Raw genomic sequence first — 22,748 nt, forward strand, 5'->3', positions numbered from 1 at the left:
TTTAATTTAATGACATCAATTTGTTACTCTCAATCTATCAAAATAAAGGGGCCAACAAGTTGCTTGAAGTCTTCTCGACAACAGCAACTTATTGACCCCGATAATAAATCTTAAGTTAAGATCCAGCATATAAGACTTAGTCAACAAAAGTTAAGCGATTAAATTTTCATACTTATACCCAGCTGTACCCCACGCCCAGGAAGTGGTGCAATGTATTTTAATGGCGAGTTCTGTGGTCGTGCATCTTCATTTAACAAATTAGATCCATTGAGGAAAACATCAAAATTGGCATTTTGTAATTTGAAGTGTTTTTGAATTTGTAGATCCAGCAAGTTATAAGACGGCAATGGAATTTCTTTAGACACATTTTTGCCTAAATACTGAGCTTGATCATAGTAAATATTGGATAAGCGCGCTGACCAATCATTTTTACTCCATTCAAGGTTTAGCCCATAACGGTTCGTTGGCATGTTGGGTAAGTAATTTCCATCATTTGCCAAACTGGTTTTGTTTGGATTAAGGTTTTTATTTTTCACCAAGTCAGCAAAAGCAGAGATCAATAGATTGCCATACTGATTGAGTTCAAACTTTTGTTTTAAATCAATTTCAAATCCAGTGATTTCAGCATCTGTCTGGGTCCAATATTTAAGTGGCAAGCGATTACGCATTTGAGCTCCTGAATGGGTCAAATACAAATACTTGTCATATTTCATCTTATATACAGTCGCTTCAAAATTAAAATTTTTATAATTGAGCAGACCTGTTAACTCAAGATTTTTGGACTGTTCTTCTTTGAGTTTTTGGTTACCTTCTTCTTGTAACATAATTGAATAATGTGGATGACTGGCATAAAGTTCATTAATTTCAGGTGCTCTATCTGATACTGAATAACGCAGCTTTAAACCCAATAGATCATTATATTTTAGGTATGAACCGAAACTATAGCTTTCAAGATTAAATTTCGTATCGGTGAGTTTTGTATTCGGTGAGTTTCTGGATGGCACAAAATCACTTTTTTGAATTTTATGTTCAACCTTTTCGTTACGATAACCAGCATCGAGTTCTAGCCAATCAAAGTCTAATTTTTCCTTGATAAACACGGCTTGTGTTTGTGTATTGATATTCGGTAAATAACGTAAATTTCCATGCCCTTCCACTTTACGATCAATCTGATTAAAGCCAATAAAACCATTCCAAAATTCAACAGGTCTATGCTTCAGTAATAATTCAGCCTGTTGAGTATCAAATTTATAGTTATTGGCCATTTTTGATCCTAAATATTCTCCTGATGTATTAACGCTCTTACTCACATCAAATTGTATTTGTTTCAATAACAACGGACTAAAATTAAACTCGCTGTCTAAGGCATATCTTCGCTGATCTGTTTTCACCCCGACTGGTATGCTGTCACTGGTAGATTGAAAAGATTTATTTTCAAGAGAAAATCCGGGTACCCCATATTCACTTTTTTTTGAATCAGCACTGAGCCCAATACGTCCATTGTTAAGAAAATAAGTGCTTCCAATCGCAAAGTGTTGATTGTCTAAATAGCTATTGCCCAGCTTATTTTTATAGTTGGGTGTGACATCTTTATTAATTTTGTTTTCAGTATATTGCTGGGTATTGGGCACATATTTAGGGTTTACTGGATTGGTATAGGTTTTTCCACTCCAAACTGAGGTAGGTTTATCTGTATAGAAGGAAAATGAACCATCTGCCCAATCGGGATTTTCCGTCATAAATTGGTCAATATAAGGCTGTGATGCCGTATTATAATTTTTTTGAATGCGTGCTTCTTTTTGGCAAGCATCTGCCAATGCTGTATTTACCCCACCCGTCGCTGGAAATACACCACTATTACATACGCTCGCTTTACCCTCTCCCGGAATTTTATAAGCGGACATATCTTGGCTAGAAAACAATACATTGGTAGAAAAATTACTTTGGTTATTGAGATTGAGTTTAAAGCCTTTGGCATCAAAATCATTCCAGCCCTTTTTCGCTACAAGCTCTAATTGAGAACTTTTATTCGGCATCGCTGTATCGATTAGACCAGAATCAATATTCACACTTCCGCCAATGGCATTACCACCATAACGTACGCTGTCTGAAGATTTATTGACAGTAACAGATTGAGTGAATAAAGGATCAAAAGGGATATTAATATTGCCACTGATACTATTCATCCCGTAAATAGACTGACCATTTTCCAAAATCTGCACCCGGTTTCCACTCAAACTGCGAATCACAGGCGCACCTGAGTTGGGACCAAAAGCACTACTTTGTACTCCAGAAAGATGCTTTAAAGCATCACCTAAAGTTTTATTGTCTGCATTTCTATTTTCTACAACGATACTTTGATTGATAAATGGATCATTTTCAGCATTGACTCGAATCACTGGAAGTACAGTCAGTTGTTTGTTTTCAATCGCATATGCAGGAAAGACCGGTAAAGAAATAGCGATTGCTAAAGTATGGTGACGCATCATGGATTCCGGATTGTAATTTATTGTTATGTTATAACATTACATAAACAGATGTACAACAATTATCATCAATGCGTGTACAGCTAAACCAGCTAGCGATTTATATCGGAAATGAAGAAATATAGAAGCTGAAACTTGAAGCCGTATTAGGTCTGCTTGATCTGTTGCGCCAGCTTCTGAATATTCATGCTAATCTCATCTGGAGTATGCGCTGCATAGCCAAACAATACTGCTGCTTTTTCATAAGGCTGTTGACAGTAGCGAGATAAAGGCTGAACAGCCAGATTAATAGCAAGACACTGATCAATAAAGCTTTGCTCAGTCCATGGGGCTTTTAGCCAACAAATCACATGAATCCCTGAGTCGGTTGGCTGAACAGTCAATACATCTGCAAGAAACTGTTGAATCGCAGCAATTAATGCCTGTTGACGTTCTTGACAAGCTTTACGCACTTTACGGACATGGCGTGCATAATGCCCCTCTTTGATAAACAAAGCCAAAGCCGCTTGTTCTAAATAAGCACTCCGCGTATCGGTATAATATTTTGCCAGACTCAATGTTTCTATCAGCGATTCTGGAACCACCATAAATCCAAGCCGAAACTCAGGGAACATCATTTTAGAAAAAGTACCCGAATAGATCACTCTTTGCTGTTGGTCTAAGCCCTGTAAGGCTTGAATTGGGTGCGTTCCATATCTAAACTCACTATTATAATCATCTTCAAAAATCCATTTTTGCTGACTGGCTGCCCATTCCAATAGGGCCAATCGTCGACTTAAACTGAGTGTTCCACCTAAAGGGAACTGATGAGAGGGTGCGGTATAGATGAATTTACTTTCGGAATAATGCTGAATAATCTCAGCAATTTTCATCCCTTCGTGATCACTTGATACAGGATGAACTTGAATGCCAAAACTCCGAAAAATATTTAAAGCGGCATCATAGCCGGGCTCATCTAAACAGATCTGATCCAAAGGTTGTAATAATGCATAAGCTGCAAGATGAATCGCTTGTTGGGTACCATTTACAATCAAAATTTGTTGTACATCGCATTTTAGCCCCCGCGTAGAACGAACATAATCACAAATAGCCTGACGTAAAGGCAAATAGCCACGACAATCATGAAACTGACCCAATTGCTGATGAGACTGCCGCCAAGCACGTCCCAATAATTTCCCCCAAAGTGAATGGGGAAATAAATCGGTACAGCCAACGCCGACATGAAATATTTTTTCACCCTGCCCAGATACATTTTGTTTCTGCCAAGCAGGTAATAAATTTGCGATATGCGGATTAATATTTAGCTTGTGACAGACGTCAGATGCAGATTTTGTCGCTATCTCTGGTATAGAAATTAATTGGTCAGGAATCAGCTCAGCGACATATGTACCAGAGCTTGGCTTGGTCACAACATAGCCTTCATCCAGTAAACGATCCATTGCAGCCAAGACTGAATTTCTAGAAATCGACATCATTTCCGCCAAGACACGACTAGAGGGCAGTTTGGTTCCAGAAGCCAGTCGGCCATCTAAAATTGCATCACGTAAAACACTATATAAACCCTCTTTAATCACCCCTTTAGGCAAGATTAAATGAGGGAAATAAGCCGATGCTGCTGTCGCCATAAGTAAAACTGGTACTGTTAAAAACACTCAAAGTGTATCTTATTTCAATACCACAATCACACTTAAACTCTTTTCTCCTCTTTCTTTCCCGATGACTGGAGAATACCTGTGGAAAATTTAGTGGTTCAAATTGTGCCTGTTGTACAACAAGACTATAAACAATGGGTGGAGTATTGGCTGGCTTATCAAGACTTTTACCAAGTGGCTTTATCCAATACTGTTACGCAAACCACTTGGCAACGTTTTTTTGATGATCAAGAACCGATATATTGTGCTGTTGCTAAACAAGGTGAGCATGTTCTCGGCTTTGTACATTATGTGATCCATCGCTCGACATGGGCCGAGGCCAACTTTTGCTATCTTGAAGACTTATATGTTTCTCCACAGGCAAGAGGTCAACATGTAGGCAAGCGCCTGATTGAATATGTACAAAAGCAAGCGATTGTTCAACCCTGCGCGCGCTTGTATTGGCACACGCAACAAAGCAATCAAACTGCGCAAAAACTCTATGACTGGATCGCTGAAAAACCAGGGGTCATTGAATATCGTATGACTTTAAATTAATCCATAAAAAACCAGAAACACAATGCTTCTGGTTTTTGCTTAAACCGTTCTAAAGTCAGTGCAACAAGATTCAAGATACTTTCTAAGTTTATTGAGCATCATCAGCTCACAAAAACCTGATACAACTTTTCAACAGTTTGACGGATTTCCAATTCGGTCAGGGCTGCAAAACCAAAACGAATATAAAAACTGTAATCAGAATGATGCCATACCGAACCAAAATCATATTCAGAATCAATATGTAATTGTTTTAAAACCATTAAAAACTGCTGTTGAAAAGGTAACTTAAACTTTACCCACAACGCCATGCCGCCTGCAGGTGGCGCTATTTCAACCCACTCCTCAAAAGTTTGCTGAAAAGCCCTCACAGCAAAATCTCTACGTTGCTGATAAATCTTACGCATTTTACGGATATGCCGCTTAATTTCACCCTGCTGCATCAGTTCAGCCATTGCCAATTCAGTAATCGCATTGCCCTGTTTATCGATCAGCAAAATGTCTTGTTTCATCGCCTGAATAATTTGCACATTGGTCACCACATAACCAATTCTTAAACTGGGCGCAAACACTTTAGACAAAGAGCCGATATGAATTACTTTGTCTGCAGCTGGTAAGCTAATTAACGGCGGAATGGGGCGACTGTCATAATGAAACTCATGGTCATAATCATCTTCAATAATATAAAAATCAAAGGCTTTAGACAGCTCTAACAGCTTTAATCTTCGATCCATAGACATCGTCACTGTCGTTGGATATTGATGATGAGGTGTGGTGTAGACCGCAGCAACCGCATGGCTGGACAAAATTTCAGTTAAATGATCGGTATCTAGACCATGCTTATCCAAACGCACGCGAATAATTTGATAATGATTAGACAGGAATGTTTCCACTGCAGGTGGGTAAGCCCATTGCTCTACCACAATAATATGACGCTGAGGCTGATGTTGAGCCAGAACCCGCGCAGCTAGAAAAATCCCCATTTGACTGCCACGAACCACACAAATATTTTCCATAGAGGTCTGTATAAAACGCTCCATAGACAACATCTTTAATAAGGCTTGACGAAGTTCTAAACTGCCCTGCGGATCTCCATATCCCATGGTTTGATGACGTGTTACTTGAATCAATGCATGCCGATAAGCCCGTGAAAACAATTCATACGGGATCAGCCGATTATCTGGCACACCATCATTTTTGATCAGGACCTGAGTTGGTAAAACGGGTGTGGAATTAGGTTGATCAAGTGTAGGCGATGACTGCGCTTTTAAGTCCGGTAAATTCTCAGAGACAAAGGTGCCTTGTCTAGCTTTTGAAACCAGCCAACCCTGTGCCTCCAAATCTTCATATACCGATTGTACGGTTTTTCGGTTAATCCCGAGTTCATCCGCCAGTGTACGTGAACCTGGCAAGCGTGTTGCCTGAGTAATTCTGCCAGATAAAATCTCTTGAATAATCTGATTTGCCAACTTTAAAAAAAGGGTCTTTTCTTCACGATCTTCTAAATGTAACCGAATTTTCCAAGGCTGACGCATAACTCTCTGGCCCATATAAGTTTTAGAAACTGGATATTTTAATCCATCCACAAAATTTTTATTCTGTACTTAGGCGATGTGAAAATCAACTCAGCGAGAGGTTTTATTTATGCAAACGGCACAACTAGATAAACAGCAATTGATGCAAAATGCGCAGCAAAATATGCAGCAATTTATTCAAGATTCAAACTACACAGATCGACAAAAGTTGGCATTAACCTGCCGTATTTTATTTGACCACGGCCATGATGCTGGCTTAGCGGGACAAATCACTTGTCGTACCACGCAAGGCAATAGCTTTATTACCCAGCGTTTTGGTCTCGGCTTTGATGAAATTACCGCGCAAAACTTATTGGAAGTTGATGAAGATCTAAAGCCACTTGATCAACAAGGCATGGCAAATCCTGCAAATCGCTTTCATACATGGATTTATAAACAACATCCTGAAGTGAATTGCATTATCCATACCCATCCAACACATATTGCAGCGTTGTCGATGCTCCGTGTGCCTTTAGCAATCGCACAAATGGATACCTGCGCTTTATATGAAGACTGTTCTTTTGTGGAAGAGTGGCCGGGAGTCCCAGTCGGCAATGAAGAAGGTATTTTTATTTCAGAAGCCTTAGGTAAAAACCGCGCTGTACTGCTGTCACATCATGGTCAGTTGGTGACAGGTAAAACCATTGAAGAGGCTTGCAACTTAGCCATTTTAATTGAACGCGCTGCCCGCCTTCAGCTTTTGGCAATGGCTGCTGGACAAATTCAACCTATCCCACATGAACTGGCAAAAGAAGCTCATGACTGGGTCTCTACCAACAAGCGTAATAATGTCAATTTTGCCTACTATGCGCGTAAAGCTTTAAAAAATCATGCGGACTGTATCGAGGAGTAATGAAAATGAAATTAGAAGGCATTATTGCATACCCAATCACACCATTTCACCCAGACACACAAGCTGTCGATGTTGATGCACTGACCATCACATTAAATGCTCTGCTAGAACAACAATGTAATGCGATTGTGCCATTGGGCAGTGCTGGAGAAAGTGCTTATTTATCTTGGCAAGAATGGCAACAAGTCGCACAAAAAAGTATCGAAGTCGTTAATCACCGTGTCCCGGTCATGTTGGGAATTTCTGAACTCACAACGGCGATGGCAATTCAAAAAGCCCAAAAAGCCGAGGAGCTTGGCGCTGATCTAATTATGGTGATCCCAGTATCTTACTGGAAACTCAATGATCAAGAAATCTATGATTATTATCAGCAAATTGCCGCATCGACCAAACTGCCGATCATGGTCTATAACAACCCTGCAACCAGTGGCGTAGATATGTCACCAGAATTGATCGTGAAAATGTTTCAAGAAATTGAGAATATTTGCATGGTTAAAGACAGTACGGGTGATATTCAGCGCATGCATAAATTTCATGAATTATCTCAAGGACAGTTGCCCTTTTATAATGGCTGTAATCCTTTGGCGCTTGAAGCATTTTGTGCAGGTGCAAGTGGTTGGTGTACTGTGGCGCCAAATCTACTCGGTCAGCTACCAAGTCAGTTATATCAGGCAGTCAAAGATGGTGATTTAGACCACGCCAAAGCCTTGTTTTATCGTCAATTGCCTTTGTTGCGCTTTATTGTACAAGGCGGCCTACCGAAAACAGTCAAAGCAGGTTTAAATGAATTAGGTTTTTCTGTAGGTGAACCAAGAAAACCGTTACAACATGCCACCCCACTGGAAGTTCAGCAATTAAAGTCGTTGATGGCCTTAGCAAAACAAGCGTAAACGATCGTCGTATGCGCTTGTGAAGTTATAAAATTGATCCGATAAACATGCTTTGTTGCATACACAGCCGATCCGCTGCTTTGACAGATACTCATTTGACAAATACTCAAATGATGAGTAAATGTCATCCAGCGGTGTTTAAATCTAAATGCAACAAAGCAGTTATTGCCATTCCAAATATCGGCATAACAAACAGATCAATTCCCAAATTAGCTTTCTAAAAACTAAATCCAAGGTTTAAATTGATCCGATACAACCATTGGTCACTATAGGGTGAAACGGTCGAGCTAAAACCAGTTGAATTCATTGCACCGCCAATAATATTGGCATTTTTCCCCCAAGTATAATCAGTCCACACCATAAAGGGTGACGCAATAAACATCATCCCAGTGGTATTCATTTGAGAATCCGACCAATCATCACGTTTTTTATCCATATAACTATAATCATTGTAGAAACGGATCGCTTTGAGTTTGCCCATATTTTGCATAGGTAAGGTATAGGCAAGATTTAAACTGGCAACTGTCGCTTCAGAGGCAATAAAATAAGCAGGGGTAAATCCGTTATTCCCCATTAAAGTCATATCATTATTGACCCCGTCAGGGTTCTTTGCATCATATTGATAATGAATCACAGAGCTTTGTAAATTAAAGCGTTTGTAATTGTTATCGCTATGCACCCCTACTGCATAATATTGGCCATTTTTATCGGTGGTTTTATTATGCAATTGCGCAATTGCCCCAGATACCCCGACTTCCTGCTTACCCACCTTGGTGTCTAACTTGCGCACAATCCGCGTATTGAATTGATGGCGCTTTTCATTTTGATAGGCTTTTTGACTTGGAAATGCATTGTCGGCAAGATCATCATAAGTGGCACTTTCCGGCGAATAGCGCAGATTGGTTGCCAGCATTTCTGGGTAATAGCCCAGTTTTACATCCCAGTCCTGATTATGAAAATTCCAGTTCAAACCTGGTGCAATGTTATTGCCATAGCCCAAAAAGAATGGAATATGGTAAGTCCAACCATTTTGCGGATAAGGATAAATCGCAAAAGGTTTATATACAAAGCCGGCTTCTAGACTATTCTGTTGATCTAAATTGTAACCCACGTAAGCTTTTTCGATCGAGCGTTTCTCTTGGTCTTGAAACAAGTAGCTTGCATTAAAATAGGCATCGTCAAATTTACCTTTGACATCAACTCTAAAAATATCAAAATAGAGTTTGCCAAAGCCATCATTCGGTCCTTCCCAATTTTCATAGCGTTGGTTTAATCGCACCACGCCACCCAATTTTATAGAGTCCGTCTCATCTTCACTTTTCCATTCTAATGCTGAGCTTTGCGCCAAAACATTGGATGAGGTACCCAAATACAATGCTGCAAGTAGCATCGCGATAGCTGTCTTTTTCATAATTGCGTCCTTCCCTTGTGTTCCAACGATCCTGTTGGACTTTTGTTTTACCTATAAAACATAGTTTTTATTGTATTTTGAGCAAAAAAAAATTTGCCGGAGATTTTGCTGAACATCCGATGCCAGCATCGAATGTTCAACTGGTTTTAATAGAGTTTTTTCTGCGGCGGTCCTGCAAAGTTCAGTGGTCCAATCGAATTCATATCCAATTCGATCACACTTGGCCCTTGAAAGTCGACCGCTTGTTGAATCACGCTTTTAAACTCATCTGCACTGCCCACTTTCCAGCTTTTCACTCCCATTGCTTCCCCTAAGACTTTATAATCAGGGGTATGCAACTCGTTGAAATATTGACGCCCACCAAAGTAATTCTTTTGGATACCACGCATTACGCCATAACCACCATCGTTCATGATCATTAGCACCATGTTGGTATTTTCTTGCGCCATGGTGGCAATCTCACCGATACCGAGCATCAAACCACCATCGCCCACGAGACCAATCACTTTTTTATCTGGATTGGCAATAGAAGCGCCAATTGCCGTGGCTAAACCAAGACCAATTGCCCCAGCAAGTGAGTGAATATTTTGATTCGGTGCTTGTACTGGAAATAGTCGGCTGCCCCAAGTACTGCCTGACATGGTAATGTCACGTACAAAGATACCGTCTTGTGGCAGTGCCGCACGTAAGTGATCACAGATCAGTGCATATTGATCCAGCTGAGTACGCAGTGCCTCAATAGCGGACTGTTTTGCTGCAACAACCGCTGCATCATAATCTGCATCAACTTTTGAGATACCACTTAGCCCTGTGAGCACACGTTGTAATACATCTTTGGCATCAGCACAAATGAAGTTACGAACTTTATAATTACGTTGCTGCGCCACTGGATTGGCATCAATCTGAATCAGATTATCAGGGAACTGCACCGAATAGGTTTTGGTTTCATTGCTGCGTAAACGCGAGCCCACTACCACCAATAAGTCAGCCTGTTTTAACAGTTGCTCAACCCCTGCTGAGTTATGGAATGCACCTAAACTGCGTGGATGCTCATCCGCTAACACACCACGGGCATGGGTCGAAGAAACAACAGGAATCCCAAGATCTGCAATAGCTTTCACTTCATCAACACTATTTAACGTGCCACCACCAATCCAGAAGATGGGGCGTTTGGCTTTTTTAACTTCTTCAACAATTAAATCAATTTCAACTTGCTCAGCCTGCGGTAATTCAAGCGCTTTGACAGGACCTAAATTCAATGGCAAGTCAATTTCTGCAGCTTGCACATCAATCGGGAGCTCAACGCTTACAGGCCCCATCGGTACTGTGGTTGCAACACGAATTGCTTCACGAATTACACCCACTGCATTGTCTGGGCTAGTAATACGAAATGCAGCTTTGCTTGAAGCACGTAAGAAGGTCAGTTGATCTTTGGTTTCATGGATAAAGCTGGCATCACGATCAAGATATTCACGTTCAACTTGCCCAGTTAAATGCAACACAGGACTCCCAGCATTCATCGCTTCAATCAATGAGCCTACTGCATTGCCTGCCCCTGCACCGGTACTGGTCAAAGCAACCCCTAAACCTTTAAAGCGTGAGTGACCATCTGCCATGGTGACTGCACCTGCTTCGCCACGCGCTGCCACAAAACGAATTTTTTCACGACGCCCTACGGCATCTGCAATTGGTAGGTTATGAATTGAAATCACCCCATAGATACTTTCCACTTGGTGTGCTTCTAAAACACGCGCGATTGCTTCGCCTACATTTACACGTTCTGTCATTGTTTATTCCTCAAAAACTTTTTCATTCCATGAATTTATTATTCACACCAAGGATTTGGCTGTTCGCTTAATCCCATATAAATACTTTTTTGCTGCATATAAGACAAAATACCTAAACGCCCTTTTTCACGCCCGATACCACTTTCTTTAAAGCCACCAAACGGTGCCGAAATAGAGAATTTTTTATAGGTATTAATCCAGACTGTACCGACTTCCAAAGCCCGCGCAATTTGCCAAGCTTTACGGTAATTTTCAGTCCAGATTCCTGCTGCAAGCCCAAAACAACTGTCGTTGGCTTGGGTGATTAAATCAGCTTCATCGTGATACTTCATCACCACCAAGACCGGACCAAAAATCTCTTCTTGACAGGTTTGTGCAGTATTATTTAAGCCCGTGATGATGGTCGGTAAGTAATAACTTCCTTTCGCCAAATCACCATCCGTCAGCGCTTGACCACCCACTATAACTTGACCACCTTCTTGCTTGGCCAATTGCACATAGGCATCGACAGAAGCCAAATGCTTTGGATTAATTAAAGAGCCCAAATGTACACCCGCTGTTTCTGGATGTCCCACTCGTAAAGCTTTGGTAATTTCAACCAAACGCTTAAGGAACTGATCGTAAATACCGTGATGCACGAAGAGTCGTGAACCTGCAATACAGGCTTGTCCTGCGGAACTAAAGATCCCATAAGCCACACCTTTAGCAGCCAATTCAATATCTGCATCAGGCATAACAATCGTAGGGGATTTTCCACCAAGCTCTAATGAGGTGGTAATCAATTTATCTGCGGCAAGATGAGCCAAATGACGCCCTGTAGTGGTTCCGCCAGTAAATGAAATTTTGCGGACCAAAGGATGCTTTACGATGGCATCACCAATTACAGAACCACGCCCCACTAAAACACTGAGTAAGCCTTTTGGCAGTCCTGCTTGTTCAAAGATTTTGGCGAGTTCCAAGGCAATTAAAGACGTTGCCTCTGCCGGTTTAAGGATCACCGCATTTCCAGCAGCAATCGCAGGGGCAAGTTTTTGAACTTCACTGGCAATCGGTGAATTCCACGGTGTAATCGCGGCCACCACACCGACAGGTTCATGCACACTCATGGTCATAAAGTCAGCCGCACGTTGTGTGGTGAGTTCATCATTCAGCGTTTCACATGCTGCGGCAACATAGCGTGCTGTCGCGGCAGCACTCATCACTAAACCACGTGTTTCAGCCAGTGGCTTACCATTATCACGGGTTTGTAATTTTGCAAGCTCATCTACACGCGCTTCAATAATCTCTGCCACTTTATACAAAATACGCGCACGTTCATGTGGCATGCTATTGCGCCAGCCTGCTTGTCGCCATGCCAAATCTGCTTTTTCAATTGCTTCATTGACATCATCTAAACTCGCTGTAGAAATTTCAGCATTTACAGATTGATCTGCTGGAAACAGACTTTGAATCGTATTGCCTTTACCTAATCGCCATTCACCTGCGATATAAATTTCCTTTACCATGATCAAATCCTTTTAAATCTGAATTGCTTCAACGCTATTGCGACATGCACGAATCACGCTAAGCGCAGCCAAAGTTGAGGTTTTGGGATTACTTGCCAAAGGCACACCCACCAATTCAATGGTCATTTCACCAAACACGCCTTCTGCCACAATGGTGTGCTTGTTTTTATTGGTTTTTGGATCAACCGTAAGCTCAACCATGGTTTCATCCATGCCTAAACCTGCGAGTGCAATGGTTGCTGCAACATTGGCATTGGCTGGAAACTTCAGTGCTGCTTCTCTGGCTGTACCACGAAAAAAAACCATAGCTTCACTGACCTGATCGAGATCAACCAATTGTTCAGCATAACTGCCACGCCAACTCTTCGGGCTTTTACAGCCTTTATAGGTGACCTTTTCCAAACCACCTTCTTTTGCCGCAGAGATACCATCGATCCCCGCAATCGCACCCGCTAAAAGATGTAGATGGGCATCGTGTTGTTCCGCAGTCTGTTTCAGTTGAGAGAAAAATTCGCTATCGGCTAAGGTTCCCACTGAAATCAGACCAATGGTCCAACCTTTGGCTAACACCTTTTGGGCATGTTCTTTTACCGCCGCTTGGCCTGCCACTTCAATCACATAATCAGGCGTGCCAAGGCATTGATCAATCGAACTAATCACCTGTACCTGAGCGGATACTTGTGCCTGTACTTTTTCAACACTGCGTGCAGGCACCACAATCCATTTAAGCTGTAAATCTTGTGGCATATGTGCATACACTTCTGCTGCCATTGCACCGAAACCAATCATCATCAACTGTTTCATGGGCACACCTTATAAATGTTTGTTAAATCCACCGGAGACATCCAAGGCTGCACCCGTGGTATAGGATGCCAATGGTGAAGCCAAGAACACCAAAGCGTGTGCTGGTTCTTCAGGTTTACCTAGACGTTGCATTGGAATACCACGGTTTTTTGCAATATTGCCTGTCCACTGTTCCCATGACGCTTGGCTATCTGAACGTGTTTCAAAACGGCGTTTCCACTGTGCTGACTCCACCATGCCCAATAAAATTGAATTCACCCGAATCCCATATTGGCTAAATTCATGCGCTAAGGAGTGGGTTAAATTCAGCAAAGCGGCGCGTGCCGATGAAGTCGCGATCATGTGTGGTTCAGGTTGCAAGGCCAGTAGGGAATTGACATTGGTGATTGATCCACATGCCGAGTTTTTTAAATCATCTAAAAATGCACGAACAGGATGCAAGACACTGAAATACTTCAATTCAATTTCTTTCATCCAATCTTCATCTTGGGTGTCTTCAAAATTGGATACACGCCCTTGACCTGCGTTATTGATCAACATGTCGACATTGCCTAAATTTTGATTGACCTGTTGTGCAAAGCGTTTTACATCTTGTTTGTCTAAAACATTGCAGGCTTGAGTAAAAATATGGGCTTGCGGATACTTTTCCAAAATATAATTTTTTGATTCTGCTAGACGCTGTTCATCCCGACCACACCATGCCACTTTGGCACCTTCTGCAACTAAAATTTCGACAGCAGCCAAACCAATGCCTGACGAGCCACCTGTTACTACTGCTACTTTTCCTTCAACTTGGAAGCTCATATTTTTCTCTCGTTTGAGTCTTAACGTGCCGATAAAATAATGTCGTTAAACTGTTGTGGTTGATCGACATAACTCAGATGACCTGCATCTGTAATCAGATGACATCGGCTCAATTGCATTTCTGCGGCAAGGTCTTGGATACCTTGTGCAGGTGTAATTTGGTCCTGATCGCCTGCAATCACGACGCAAGGAACACGAATATCTGTTAAATAATTTCTAATTTCGTCATAGGCCAACAAATACGATGCATGGGTAAAACCGTCTAGGGTCAAATCCTGCATCACCGCTGTGACCAAAGCCAAAGCTTGAGCATCTTGTTTAAATATTAAATGCGGTCCACGACTTGCCGCCATGCCTGCATGACCTAAGCTTTTCAACAGCATTGGTCGTTTTTGATAAACCTGTGTTTTGCTTTCCTCATCTGAACGTTGATAACCTTGTGCCACATTGGCAATCAGCAAAGTCTGTACACGTTCAGGATAAAGATGAGCAAAAGCACTGGCCTGTAAAGCCCCAAGGGAATGACCAACCAGAATGGCTTGCGGAATTGCCAAAGCATCGATTAAACCCAACAAACGTTGTGCATAATCTTCTGCATTCGGTTGCGCTGTATTTAAACCTTCTGATAAGCCATAACCTGGTGCATCCCAAGCAATCACACGAAAAGACTGATTTAGTACATCAAGTTGGTTGATCCATGAAGCAGAACCCGAACTAATTCCATGTAGCAAAATCAACGGCTGGCCTTGACCTGCCTCACGATAGGCGTGTACTTGACCATCCACTACAATGGTTTTGACTGGATATTTGGCTAATCGATCAAGCAATGTCATCGCTGAATTCCTTTGCTGTAAAGCTGGGCTTTGTCGATTCAATCAACGTTTGATTTGCGACAATGGATGTTCTGGTGGATAGTTCGGAATAGTCGGTTTACCCGCACCTAACATCACACACATCAAGGCATCTTCCTGACCCGGATTAAACAAGCCACGGTAAATTCCAGGTGGAATTGAAATCAGGTCTCGCTCTTTAAGTTTGGTTTGAAATTTCTCACCGTTATGTTCGATAAACAGGTCAATCTCACCACGCAACATAAAAAACACTTCCTCAACATCATGATGAATATGCAAAGGCCCTTCGCACTGCGGAGGTAAAACCATGGTTGAAAAAGTGAAGTTTTCTGCTGGAACGGTGTTGCCATCATTGACTACACCTGTTGCACCCGTACCCATATAACGCATTTGGGCACGGCGATATTTTGGGTCATAGTCCGCTTGGAACTTCAAGGCATCAAAATCATATTTACGTGTTTCAAAACGTGCGATACGGGTATTTAACCAATCTTGTAAGCTTGTACCTTCAGGCTGTGACCATGATTCGAATTGTTGAGTAGTCATGTTTTAACTCCTAGATATCTTGAATTAATAACGTTTTAGTAAAGGAACCAAGAAGAACGATCCAATCACAGCAACTGCTGCTAAGAAGGTAATTCCTAAATTAAAACTGTGGGTTTGCATCACGATGTAACCGATCAGAACGGGTGCAATTGCACTGGCAAAATTACCCAATCCATTAAAAATCCCACCCGCAGTCGCGCCCACATCAGCGGTGGTCACACGAGCAAGTAGTGCAAATATTGCTGCGACACCAAAGCCCCAAGCCATTGCGCTAAGAGACATTGCAACAATCACTAAAATTGGATCTGTCATAATGACCATGACATACATAAAGATGCCAGCCACCAGTAAGCCACTGAATACCTGAATGGCACGACGACCTAACTTGTCAGAAAGAAATGCACCAATCACTTCACCAATCAACATGGCTATAAATGGGAAGCTTGAATAAATACCAAACTCTTTAAGGTTAAAGCCCTTGTCTTGAATCAGGTAGGATGGAACCCAACTGTTTAATCCCCACAGATAAGTCATCAGTGCAATATTGAAAATACACACCAACCAAAAAGAACCGTTCTGTAGTAGCACTTTGGTGTTATGGATATGCCCTTTAAAATTGACACGTTTACTGGTCGATTCCAGCTCAATGGTTTTCTTGAGTTGTAAATTACGTAAGCCAAACACAATCGCAATTAGTGCAATTACAGTTAAACCGGCCATCACAAAGAAGGTGGTATGCCAATCATGCTTTGCGAGAACAGCCGCGGTAATTGGAAAACCCAAGAAGGCACCGATCGGTGTACCCAACAAAAACATGGTGGAAGCACGTGCTTGCTGACGATCTGTATAAGTTTGTTTCACGATGGTATAAGCCAAGGCAAATAATGGGCCTTCAGCTAATCCAAGCAGAACGCGGAGAATCAACATCCCTGTATAGTTGGTGGTAAAACCCATACAGAACATGAGTATTCCCCACGATAAGACGCTCCAAAACAGCATTTTTTTAGGACTAAAAATATCGCCTAAGAAGCTTAAAAACACAGAGGAAAAACCATAAGCCAATAAAAAGCTGGTCATTAACCATCCAAGTTTTGCTTTGTCTTGGGCAATCCCCATCGCACCCTGAAAGTGCGGGTCCGCAAATAAGACTGCGATACTAATTTTGTCGAAAAATGCCAGAACGACACAGATCATCAGGACAAAAGCAGGAACCCAATGCTTCAATCCACTTTTTTCTTCATTACTCATATTTCATTCCTTCGATTGAGTCATGAACCGGATTTAATGTTTATGGTTTTAATTTCATGACATTAAATTCAGGGTCTGCTAATAATTGGGGGTCTAACACGGTATTGGATTGCATCCAGCGCTTTGCCAGTTTGACCAGTTTTGAGTCATTGATCGCAATCATATTGATCAAACAGTTTTGCTCATCCAGATAAAGATAACTGCACTGATCAGCTGCATTTTGACGTAGCACAATCTGCTTGGTTTTTTCAGGTTGGTAAGTCCCTAAAATCTGAATATTGTAGTGATACTGGTCTGACCATAACCAAGGAATATCCAGATATTCCGTATCCATACCTAACATTGACTTTGCCGTGGCAATGGCTTGATTTTGCGCATTGGCCCAAGACTGAATGCAATAGCCCAAACTTGGATGTATCGCCACATCACCTGCGGCATAAATGTCTTGGTCTGAAGTTTGTCCAAAACCATTGACGACAATGCCATCTTTAACGTCTAAACCCGCACTCACACCCAGCTCTTTGGCAATATCTGCACCCGCACCCACCACTACACAATCAAACAGTTCACTGGCATTTGGATGATTCACCACTTCAACTTGCTGTTGACCTGCTTCAATCAAATGCACATTTTTACTATTTAAATGGATCTGAGTACCTTGTTGTTGATGCATATTTTGCAAAAATTCAGATACATCAGGGCTAACGCTACGTGCACAAAGTCGATCACCGTATTCAAAAACATGCACTTGTTTGCCTTGTTTCCGTGCCGTTGCTGCAATTTCTAAGCCGATCCAACCACCACCAATTACTGCTAACTTTTGCGTATGTTGTAAGATTTCGGCTAAACGTTCGCAGTCTTGTACATTACGTAAAGTCACCACATTGGGAATAAATTGCCATGTATTGACTGGTACACGTGCTCGGCTTCCTGTTGCAATCAATAATTTGTCATAAGGCAAAACTTGACCGCTTTCTAAAACCACATGTTTTTGTTGGCGATCCACTTGTGTTGCCACAGCGGGTTTGTGCCACTCAATGTTAAAATCTTGCATCTGTTCAGCAGAGAACAGATGCAAACTATCATAACTAGCTTCTTTGGAGAGGACTTGTTTTGACAGGGGTGGGCGTTCGTAAAATACCCGTTCCTCATTGGATACCACATGAATTTCACCTAGAAATCCATGTTGACGGAGTGTGCTTACTGCCCAACCCGCAGCTTGTCCTGCGCCAACAATGACAATTCTTTGCATAGCTTAATCTTCCTGTTCCAACTGCTTATACAGGTTTGACTTGGCGACGAGTGTGGTCATCTAAACCACCTTCAACCGCCCACTCAGTAAAGAGTTCTAAACAATGTTCTTCAACACGTGGTTGCCATTCTTCCGTCAAATAATCATCATTGGTGTAGTATTCAAATGCACCACCCAAAGGTGAGTTGACATACCAGAAGTAAGCCGAAGAAATTGGATGACGACCTGGACCAATAAAAGTAGACCATTCAGAACGGTTCATGTTTAAGCCACCGCCAATCACTTCATGAATATCACGCACCACAAAGGCCACATGATTGAGTCCAGCAGGTTTATTGGGTACCGAAAGCAAAAACAAATCATGGTGATAGCCTTTGCCACGACAACGTAAAAAAGCACCACGATTACGATAAGCATCCGATAAGAAGAAACCGAGCTTTTCGATATAGAACGATTCTGTTTTTTCTAAATCTGGGGTAAAGAACACGACATGTCCAATCGCAACAGGTTGCCCTTTTTCATACACTGGACTGGCTGCATTGACACGAGTGATACTGCCGTATTGATTAATCCCTTCTGTTTTTAACGCAGGTAGCTCTTGGGTAAAGCTGGCTTGAAAGCGAATGGTCATCCCATTTGGGTCTAAGCATTGCAGCATGTCAGCCGTGGCTTGATAACCATCTACATCTTTCAGGCGAGTCGCTAAATCAGCCAAATCCTGTGCTGCATCATCCAAGCCCCAAGTCACTTCACGTAAAGTTGAGCCTGACTCGATGGCCTGTGGTAGACGCGGATCATCACAATCAAATAAATAAATTTTACTGCCGTTCTGGGTTTGATAAAGATCCGTACCCTCAATATCTGATTGGCTTGGCTTTAAACCAAAATCTGCCAAAAATTTATTTGAAGCAGCCCGATCCTCAACGCCAAACTTTAAAATCTCAATCCCTGTAATCATGAAACAATTCCTTAATTAAAGACAAAACCACCATTTACGGGAATATTCTGTCCAGTCACAAATGAGGACAAATCCGAAAGTAAATAAAGTGCTGTTCCGTTCAGATCCTGTGGTAACTGCTGACGTTGAATCGCACGACCATTTACATATAAATCATGACGATCTTGCGGTACATATTCTGTTGCTTCAACCAGCGTCAATCCTGGAGAAAGCGTATTGATACAAATATTAAATGGCCCTAACTCTCTGGCCATCGAACGGGTCATTGCCAGCAAAGCACCTTTACTTGCAACATAGGCCATTAAGTTAGGTGCGCTCCATAAAGCCGTATCCGATGCCACATTAATTACCTTACCTGCATCGGACTGCTTGAGATATGGCACACATGCTTTGGTGACCAACCACGTCCCTTTGACATTGATGTTCATTACCCGGTCCCATAGATCGGCGTCATAATCCATCAAGCTTTTACCACCCACATTGGTCGCAAGTGCAGCGCAATTCACCAAACCATCTATTCCAGCTAAATGTTCAACTGCTTGCTGAACAGCCTGTTGAATCGAATCAGCATCAGCCAAGTCAATCGTGACCGCAGTTACTTGTAAGCCCTGTGCCTGCAATACTGCTGCTTCTTGTTGCACAAGATCTGTCAAGATATCCGCCATGACCACTTGAGCACCGGCTTCGGCAATGGCCTGTGCAAAGTCTCGTCCCAAGCCTCTTGCTGCGCCTGTAACAAAGACTTTCTTGCCCTGCAACAATGCGACATTAACCATGAACTTGTTCCTGCATTTCAATACGGTTTGAGCTATTCAAGCTCGCAATTTTCTTTAACTGCTTTTCCGCTTCTTTTTTCATTAAACGGCGTAAGCGCGATAAACCGACATCATGTTGATAGAGGAATTCATGTTGACGTGCATTTGGCGCAAGATTTTCTAAAATAATTCGATCTTGTTCCAAGACATCCCAATGCAGTTTTTCTAAATGATTGCGATAAAGAAAACGCCAGACATTACGTTGCCAGCCACTGACTTTACGACAACGCCAGAAGAAAACACGGGTATTTTGAGCATCAATCGGTGTGGCATAACCCACAATCCAAAACTCACCGCCTGGACCAAAATCTTTACGATAAGGAATCGAAAGACGCAACCAACTTGCACCGGTATTGGCATACTCAACCCAGTCAAAATTAACCCCTGTTTGCCCTTCTTTTTCGAAGACAAAACCATTTTCAGTTGAGCGGTGTTTCATTTCTGCAGTACGTTCACCGTCCGCCATTGAGTGCGAGGTACAATGCAAATAGGTGCCATGCATTGGGTCCATCACGTTATCAATCGCATATTGATGATTGACCTTCCAATCCGCTTGGCATAGGAATGAACTCCACTCCCCACTCGCCAATTGCTCAGGAAAATCAAGCGGCTGAGCGACTTCATTTGGATCAATGCCAAACCACAGGAAAATTGCACCATGTTGCTCAATCACTGGGTAGCTTTTCACACAGGTTGTGCCTTTCATTGGGCATTCATGTACTGCGGGTACATCTTCAACCTTGCCATCATGGCGAACTTCAACGCCGTGATACCAACATGCCACGCGATTACCTAAGTTCCAACCTAAAGAAAGACGCGCACCACGGTGCGGACAACGGTCTTCTAAAGCATGCACCTGACCTTGGTCATCACGCCAAACCACGATATTTTCACCTAAACGGGTAATACCCACAGGATTGGCTGCGACTTCCCAACTTGCCAGTACCGGATGCCATTGATCACGTAAACCTAAATCTAAATACTCCTCAACACTCGGAGTCACTGTTACTGCTGCATTCATCACTGTTCTTCCTTGAATCAATAACCTAAACGTTGCATTTCTTCAGAAAATGTTTCAGAAGTCCAAAGTTCACCAGACTCGCAACGAAAACCTTGTTGATTTAAAGATTGAACCAAATCAGTAAGTTCTGTTACGCCTGAAGAAAAGGCTTGAATTAAATGTTGAACAAAATCCTGCTCATAGACTGTTGGCACTTTATAGCGTGTTTGCCAAACCAGAAGTTCTGGCTGTCCCGGTATTTGAATATTGTTGATCCCTGCTTCGGTCGCTGGCGTGGCATGAATCCAGTTCGCTAGCTTCTCATTAAATGTTTTCATGAGATTCCATCCTTATAAATAAGACTTATAGTTGAATTTGAACGTCCTGCCCTTCAACACGTACGGGATAAGTACACAAATCACGACATCCCGGTCCACTCTTTAGCTCACCTGTTTGAATATCAAAAATTGCCTCATGTAATGGGCATTCCACGGTTTGATCTTCAATAAAACCTTCTGTTAGTAACGCAAAGGCATGTGGGCAAACATTCTCGATCGCAAAATAATTGTCATCGATAAAAAAAACACCAATTTTCTTACCCTCGACTTCTATGGCTTTCGGCTCGTCTTCGGTAATGTCATCTTGCTGACAAACTGAGATCCAACTCATTTTTGCATCCTTATTTGTTTTATATATAAAACTTAATTTAGCATTTAAAACATGATGAATAGCATAAGCTTTGATCATTTTGCTTGTCAAATACTATATTTTTATATTTTTCAATTGATTAATAAAAAGTTATATTTTTAGATGTTTCTTAATCAAAAAAATGTTTTATATATAAACATTGAGATTAGAAAAATTGATGATTACTATAGTGGTATTCCATGTGCAGGAATTGCAAAATAAACATAGGGCAACTTGGCAATGAACTTAATAAATGATGCTCTCTTGGAGCAAAATGCTGAACCCAATAATGATGAACGTTATTTAGTACCGGGTTTGGTGCGTGGCTTAGCCATTTTAAAATTATTTGATCAACAGCATCAGGAAATGACCATTTCTGAAATCGCAGAAAAATTAGATGTAAACCGTTCGAGTGCTTTTCGTTTAATCCACACTTTAGAGTTTTGTGGTTATTTAAGAAAAATGTCGCAAAAGACTTATGCGCTGAACAGCAACGTGATGGAACTTGGTTTTAACAGCTTATCCAAATCATCGCTGACTGATCTGGCTAGCCCCATCATGCGTGAATTACGCGATAAAATTAAAATCGCTGTGCATCTTTCGATTTTAGAAGGCACCGATATTGTCTTTATCAGCAATGCCCAATCTATTGGTTCATTTACCAGTAATGTGCATATTGGTACACGTTGGCATGCCCATGCCACCGTAATTGGACAATTAATTTTATCTCGCCTTTCCGAGGCTGAAGTGGTTAAGCGCTATGAACATTTTACCGATTGGAAAATCTATTCTGATCGTACACCACGCGATTTGGCGAGTTTATTAGAACGTTTAAACTATGTCCGCAGTCAGGATTTTATGATCAGTTGGGGGCACTTTAATACCGATATGGCTGCCAGTGCTGCACCGATTTATAGTCAGGCAACTCAAGAAATCGCTGCCGTATTATCTGTAAGCTGCCCATTGAGCACTTATACAGAAGATTTATTTAGAGGTGAGATTTCTCAAAATGTGGTTGAGTATGCTGATAAAATTTCAAAATTTATTTATTTTTAAGCATCGATAAATCTAATTACTTCAATTTGGGTATA

The 22,748-nt window shown here is 41.7% G+C and carries 21 protein-coding genes; 4 read left to right on the forward strand and 17 right to left on the reverse strand.

Annotated elements, in window-relative coordinates; translation table 11 throughout:
* Positions 1 to 158: 158 nt before the first annotated feature.
* Positions 159 to 2,486 (reverse strand): TonB-dependent receptor domain-containing protein, encoded by a 2,328-nt coding sequence (locus tag ACZ5QH_RS17285; RefSeq protein WP_303576380.1) that lies wholly within the window; start codon positions 2,484 to 2,486, stop codon positions 159 to 161.
* Positions 2,487 to 2,632: 146 nt separating this feature from the next.
* Positions 2,633 to 4,111, reverse strand: a complete 1,479-nt coding sequence (pdxR, locus tag ACZ5QH_RS17290; RefSeq protein ID WP_303576426.1) for a MocR-like pyridoxine biosynthesis transcription factor PdxR — start codon at positions 4,109 to 4,111, stop codon at positions 2,633 to 2,635.
* 108 nt (positions 4,112 to 4,219) lie between these two features.
* Between pdxR (ACZ5QH_RS17290) and ACZ5QH_RS17295 the strand changes: the two genes are divergently transcribed.
* Positions 4,220 to 4,675: a GNAT family N-acetyltransferase gene (locus ACZ5QH_RS17295; protein WP_303576381.1), complete on the forward strand. Its 456-nt coding sequence runs from the start codon at positions 4,220 to 4,222 to the stop codon at positions 4,673 to 4,675.
* Between the two features lie 101 nt (positions 4,676 to 4,776).
* Here ACZ5QH_RS17295 and pdxR (ACZ5QH_RS17300) read toward each other — a convergent pair whose 3' ends face one another.
* Positions 4,777 to 6,207, reverse strand: coding sequence for a MocR-like pyridoxine biosynthesis transcription factor PdxR (gene pdxR / locus ACZ5QH_RS17300; RefSeq protein WP_303576382.1), 1,431 nt, complete (start codon positions 6,205 to 6,207; stop codon positions 4,777 to 4,779).
* 109 nt (positions 6,208 to 6,316) lie between these two features.
* On the opposite strand from pdxR (ACZ5QH_RS17300), the gene ACZ5QH_RS17305 reads away from it, so the two are divergent.
* Together ACZ5QH_RS17305 and ACZ5QH_RS17310 are read left to right on the forward strand one after the other, a co-directional pair.
* The gene (locus ACZ5QH_RS17305) at positions 6,317 to 7,099 is read left to right on the forward strand and encodes an aldolase (RefSeq protein ID WP_303576383.1); all 783 of its coding nucleotides are present in this window, start codon (positions 6,317 to 6,319) and stop codon (positions 7,097 to 7,099) included.
* 5 nt (positions 7,100 to 7,104) lie between these two features.
* Positions 7,105 to 7,989, forward strand: a complete 885-nt coding sequence (locus tag ACZ5QH_RS17310; protein ID WP_004717606.1) for a dihydrodipicolinate synthase family protein — start codon at positions 7,105 to 7,107, stop codon at positions 7,987 to 7,989.
* A 217-nt stretch (positions 7,990 to 8,206) separates the two neighbouring features.
* Here ACZ5QH_RS17310 and ACZ5QH_RS17315 read toward each other — a convergent pair whose 3' ends face one another.
* From ACZ5QH_RS17315 to ACZ5QH_RS17380, 14 genes are all read right to left on the reverse strand, one after another.
* A complete protein-coding gene (locus ACZ5QH_RS17315; protein ID WP_303576384.1) occupies positions 8,207 to 9,400 on the reverse strand; it encodes a hypothetical protein in 1,194 nt (397 codons plus the stop codon).
* 146 nt (positions 9,401 to 9,546) lie between these two features.
* A complete protein-coding gene (locus tag ACZ5QH_RS17320) occupies positions 9,547 to 11,187 on the reverse strand; it encodes a thiamine pyrophosphate-binding protein (RefSeq protein WP_056513148.1) in 1,641 nt (546 codons plus the stop codon).
* A 38-nt stretch (positions 11,188 to 11,225) separates the two neighbouring features.
* Positions 11,226 to 12,692 carry an aldehyde dehydrogenase gene (locus ACZ5QH_RS17325; RefSeq protein WP_303576385.1) on the reverse strand — a complete coding sequence of 489 codons (1,467 nt, stop codon included), beginning with the start codon at positions 12,690 to 12,692 and terminating at the stop codon, positions 11,226 to 11,228.
* Positions 12,693 to 12,704: 12 nt separating this feature from the next.
* Positions 12,705 to 13,496 carry an aspartate dehydrogenase gene (locus tag ACZ5QH_RS17330; RefSeq protein WP_303576386.1) on the reverse strand — a complete coding sequence of 264 codons (792 nt, stop codon included), beginning with the start codon at positions 13,494 to 13,496 and terminating at the stop codon, positions 12,705 to 12,707.
* Between the two features lie 9 nt (positions 13,497 to 13,505).
* Entirely contained in the window at positions 13,506 to 14,300 is a 795-nt protein-coding gene (locus ACZ5QH_RS17335) for an SDR family oxidoreductase (RefSeq protein WP_166781980.1), read from the reverse strand.
* A gap of 20 nt (positions 14,301 to 14,320) precedes the next feature.
* The gene (locus tag ACZ5QH_RS17340; protein WP_303576387.1) at positions 14,321 to 15,133 is read right to left on the reverse strand and encodes an alpha/beta fold hydrolase; all 813 of its coding nucleotides are present in this window, start codon (positions 15,131 to 15,133) and stop codon (positions 14,321 to 14,323) included.
* A 42-nt stretch (positions 15,134 to 15,175) separates the two neighbouring features.
* The gene (locus ACZ5QH_RS17345) at positions 15,176 to 15,697 is read right to left on the reverse strand and encodes a cupin domain-containing protein (protein ID WP_004717620.1); all 522 of its coding nucleotides are present in this window, start codon (positions 15,695 to 15,697) and stop codon (positions 15,176 to 15,178) included.
* A gap of 24 nt (positions 15,698 to 15,721) precedes the next feature.
* A complete protein-coding gene (locus ACZ5QH_RS17350; protein WP_004823455.1) occupies positions 15,722 to 16,945 on the reverse strand; it encodes an MFS transporter in 1,224 nt (407 codons plus the stop codon).
* A 40-nt stretch (positions 16,946 to 16,985) separates the two neighbouring features.
* Positions 16,986 to 18,197, reverse strand: coding sequence for an NAD(P)/FAD-dependent oxidoreductase (locus tag ACZ5QH_RS17355; protein WP_239045103.1), 1,212 nt, complete (start codon positions 18,195 to 18,197; stop codon positions 16,986 to 16,988).
* 25 nt (positions 18,198 to 18,222) lie between these two features.
* Entirely contained in the window at positions 18,223 to 19,155 is a 933-nt protein-coding gene (locus ACZ5QH_RS17360) for a VOC family protein (RefSeq protein WP_004717628.1), read from the reverse strand.
* A gap of 11 nt (positions 19,156 to 19,166) precedes the next feature.
* Complete coding sequence (locus ACZ5QH_RS17365) at positions 19,167 to 19,931, reverse strand: SDR family oxidoreductase (RefSeq protein WP_303576388.1); 765 nt, start codon at positions 19,929 to 19,931, stop codon at positions 19,167 to 19,169.
* Entirely contained in the window at positions 19,924 to 20,991 is a 1,068-nt protein-coding gene (locus tag ACZ5QH_RS17370; RefSeq protein ID WP_034615805.1) for an aromatic ring-hydroxylating oxygenase subunit alpha, read from the reverse strand. The genes ACZ5QH_RS17365 and ACZ5QH_RS17370 overlap by 8 nt, the downstream gene beginning before the upstream one ends.
* A gap of 17 nt (positions 20,992 to 21,008) precedes the next feature.
* Positions 21,009 to 21,308, reverse strand: a complete 300-nt coding sequence (locus ACZ5QH_RS17375; protein ID WP_004823462.1) for a recombinase-like helix-turn-helix domain-containing protein — start codon at positions 21,306 to 21,308, stop codon at positions 21,009 to 21,011.
* Between the two features lie 25 nt (positions 21,309 to 21,333).
* Positions 21,334 to 21,639: a non-heme iron oxygenase ferredoxin subunit gene (locus ACZ5QH_RS17380; protein WP_034615827.1), complete on the reverse strand. Its 306-nt coding sequence runs from the start codon at positions 21,637 to 21,639 to the stop codon at positions 21,334 to 21,336.
* A 258-nt stretch (positions 21,640 to 21,897) separates the two neighbouring features.
* On the opposite strand from ACZ5QH_RS17380, the gene ACZ5QH_RS17385 reads away from it, so the two are divergent.
* Positions 21,898 to 22,713, forward strand: coding sequence for an IclR family transcriptional regulator (locus tag ACZ5QH_RS17385; RefSeq protein ID WP_303576389.1), 816 nt, complete (start codon positions 21,898 to 21,900; stop codon positions 22,711 to 22,713).
* Positions 22,714 to 22,748: the final 35 nt, after the last annotated feature.

The sequence above is a fragment of the Acinetobacter sp. Ac8 genome (assembly GCF_055392545.1).

Excerpts from the sequence above, each read along its gene's own strand:
- ACZ5QH_RS17285 (WP_303576380.1), bottom strand. The coding sequence starts at position 2,486 with ATGCGTCACCATACTTTAGCAATCGCTATTTCTTTACCGGTCTTTCCT.
- pdxR (WP_303576426.1), bottom strand. The coding sequence starts at position 4,111 with ATGGCGACAGCAGCATCGGCTTATTTCCCTCATTTAATCTTGCCTAAA.
- pdxR (WP_303576382.1), bottom strand. The coding sequence starts at position 6,207 with ATGCGTCAGCCTTGGAAAATTCGGTTACATTTAGAAGATCGTGAAGAA.
- ACZ5QH_RS17305 (WP_303576383.1), top strand. The coding sequence starts at position 6,317 with ATGCAAACGGCACAACTAGATAAACAGCAATTGATGCAAAATGCGCAG.
- ACZ5QH_RS17310 (WP_004717606.1), top strand. The coding sequence starts at position 7,105 with ATGAAATTAGAAGGCATTATTGCATACCCAATCACACCATTTCACCCA.
- ACZ5QH_RS17315 (WP_303576384.1), bottom strand. The coding sequence starts at position 9,400 with ATGAAAAAGACAGCTATCGCGATGCTACTTGCAGCATTGTATTTGGGT.
- ACZ5QH_RS17320 (WP_056513148.1), bottom strand. The coding sequence starts at position 11,187 with ATGACAGAACGTGTAAATGTAGGCGAAGCAATCGCGCGTGTTTTAGAA.
- ACZ5QH_RS17325 (WP_303576385.1), bottom strand. The coding sequence starts at position 12,692 with ATGGTAAAGGAAATTTATATCGCAGGTGAATGGCGATTAGGTAAAGGC.
- ACZ5QH_RS17330 (WP_303576386.1), bottom strand. The coding sequence starts at position 13,496 with ATGAAACAGTTGATGATGATTGGTTTCGGTGCAATGGCAGCAGAAGTG.
- ACZ5QH_RS17335 (WP_166781980.1), bottom strand. The coding sequence starts at position 14,300 with ATGAGCTTCCAAGTTGAAGGAAAAGTAGCAGTAGTAACAGGTGGCTCG.
- ACZ5QH_RS17340 (WP_303576387.1), bottom strand. The coding sequence starts at position 15,133 with ATGACATTGCTTGATCGATTAGCCAAATATCCAGTCAAAACCATTGTA.
- ACZ5QH_RS17345 (WP_004717620.1), bottom strand. The coding sequence starts at position 15,697 with ATGACTACTCAACAATTCGAATCATGGTCACAGCCTGAAGGTACAAGC.
- ACZ5QH_RS17350 (WP_004823455.1), bottom strand. The coding sequence starts at position 16,945 with ATGAGTAATGAAGAAAAAAGTGGATTGAAGCATTGGGTTCCTGCTTTT.
- ACZ5QH_RS17355 (WP_239045103.1), bottom strand. The coding sequence starts at position 18,197 with ATGCAAAGAATTGTCATTGTTGGCGCAGGACAAGCTGCGGGTTGGGCA.
- ACZ5QH_RS17360 (WP_004717628.1), bottom strand. The coding sequence starts at position 19,155 with ATGATTACAGGGATTGAGATTTTAAAGTTTGGCGTTGAGGATCGGGCT.
- ACZ5QH_RS17365 (WP_303576388.1), bottom strand. The coding sequence starts at position 19,931 with ATGGTTAATGTCGCATTGTTGCAGGGCAAGAAAGTCTTTGTTACAGGC.
- ACZ5QH_RS17370 (WP_034615805.1), bottom strand. The coding sequence starts at position 20,991 with ATGAATGCAGCAGTAACAGTGACTCCGAGTGTTGAGGAGTATTTAGAT.
- ACZ5QH_RS17375 (WP_004823462.1), bottom strand. The coding sequence starts at position 21,308 with ATGAAAACATTTAATGAGAAGCTAGCGAACTGGATTCATGCCACGCCA.
- ACZ5QH_RS17380 (WP_034615827.1), bottom strand. The coding sequence starts at position 21,639 with ATGAGTTGGATCTCAGTTTGTCAGCAAGATGACATTACCGAAGACGAG.
- ACZ5QH_RS17385 (WP_303576389.1), top strand. The coding sequence starts at position 21,898 with ATGAACTTAATAAATGATGCTCTCTTGGAGCAAAATGCTGAACCCAAT.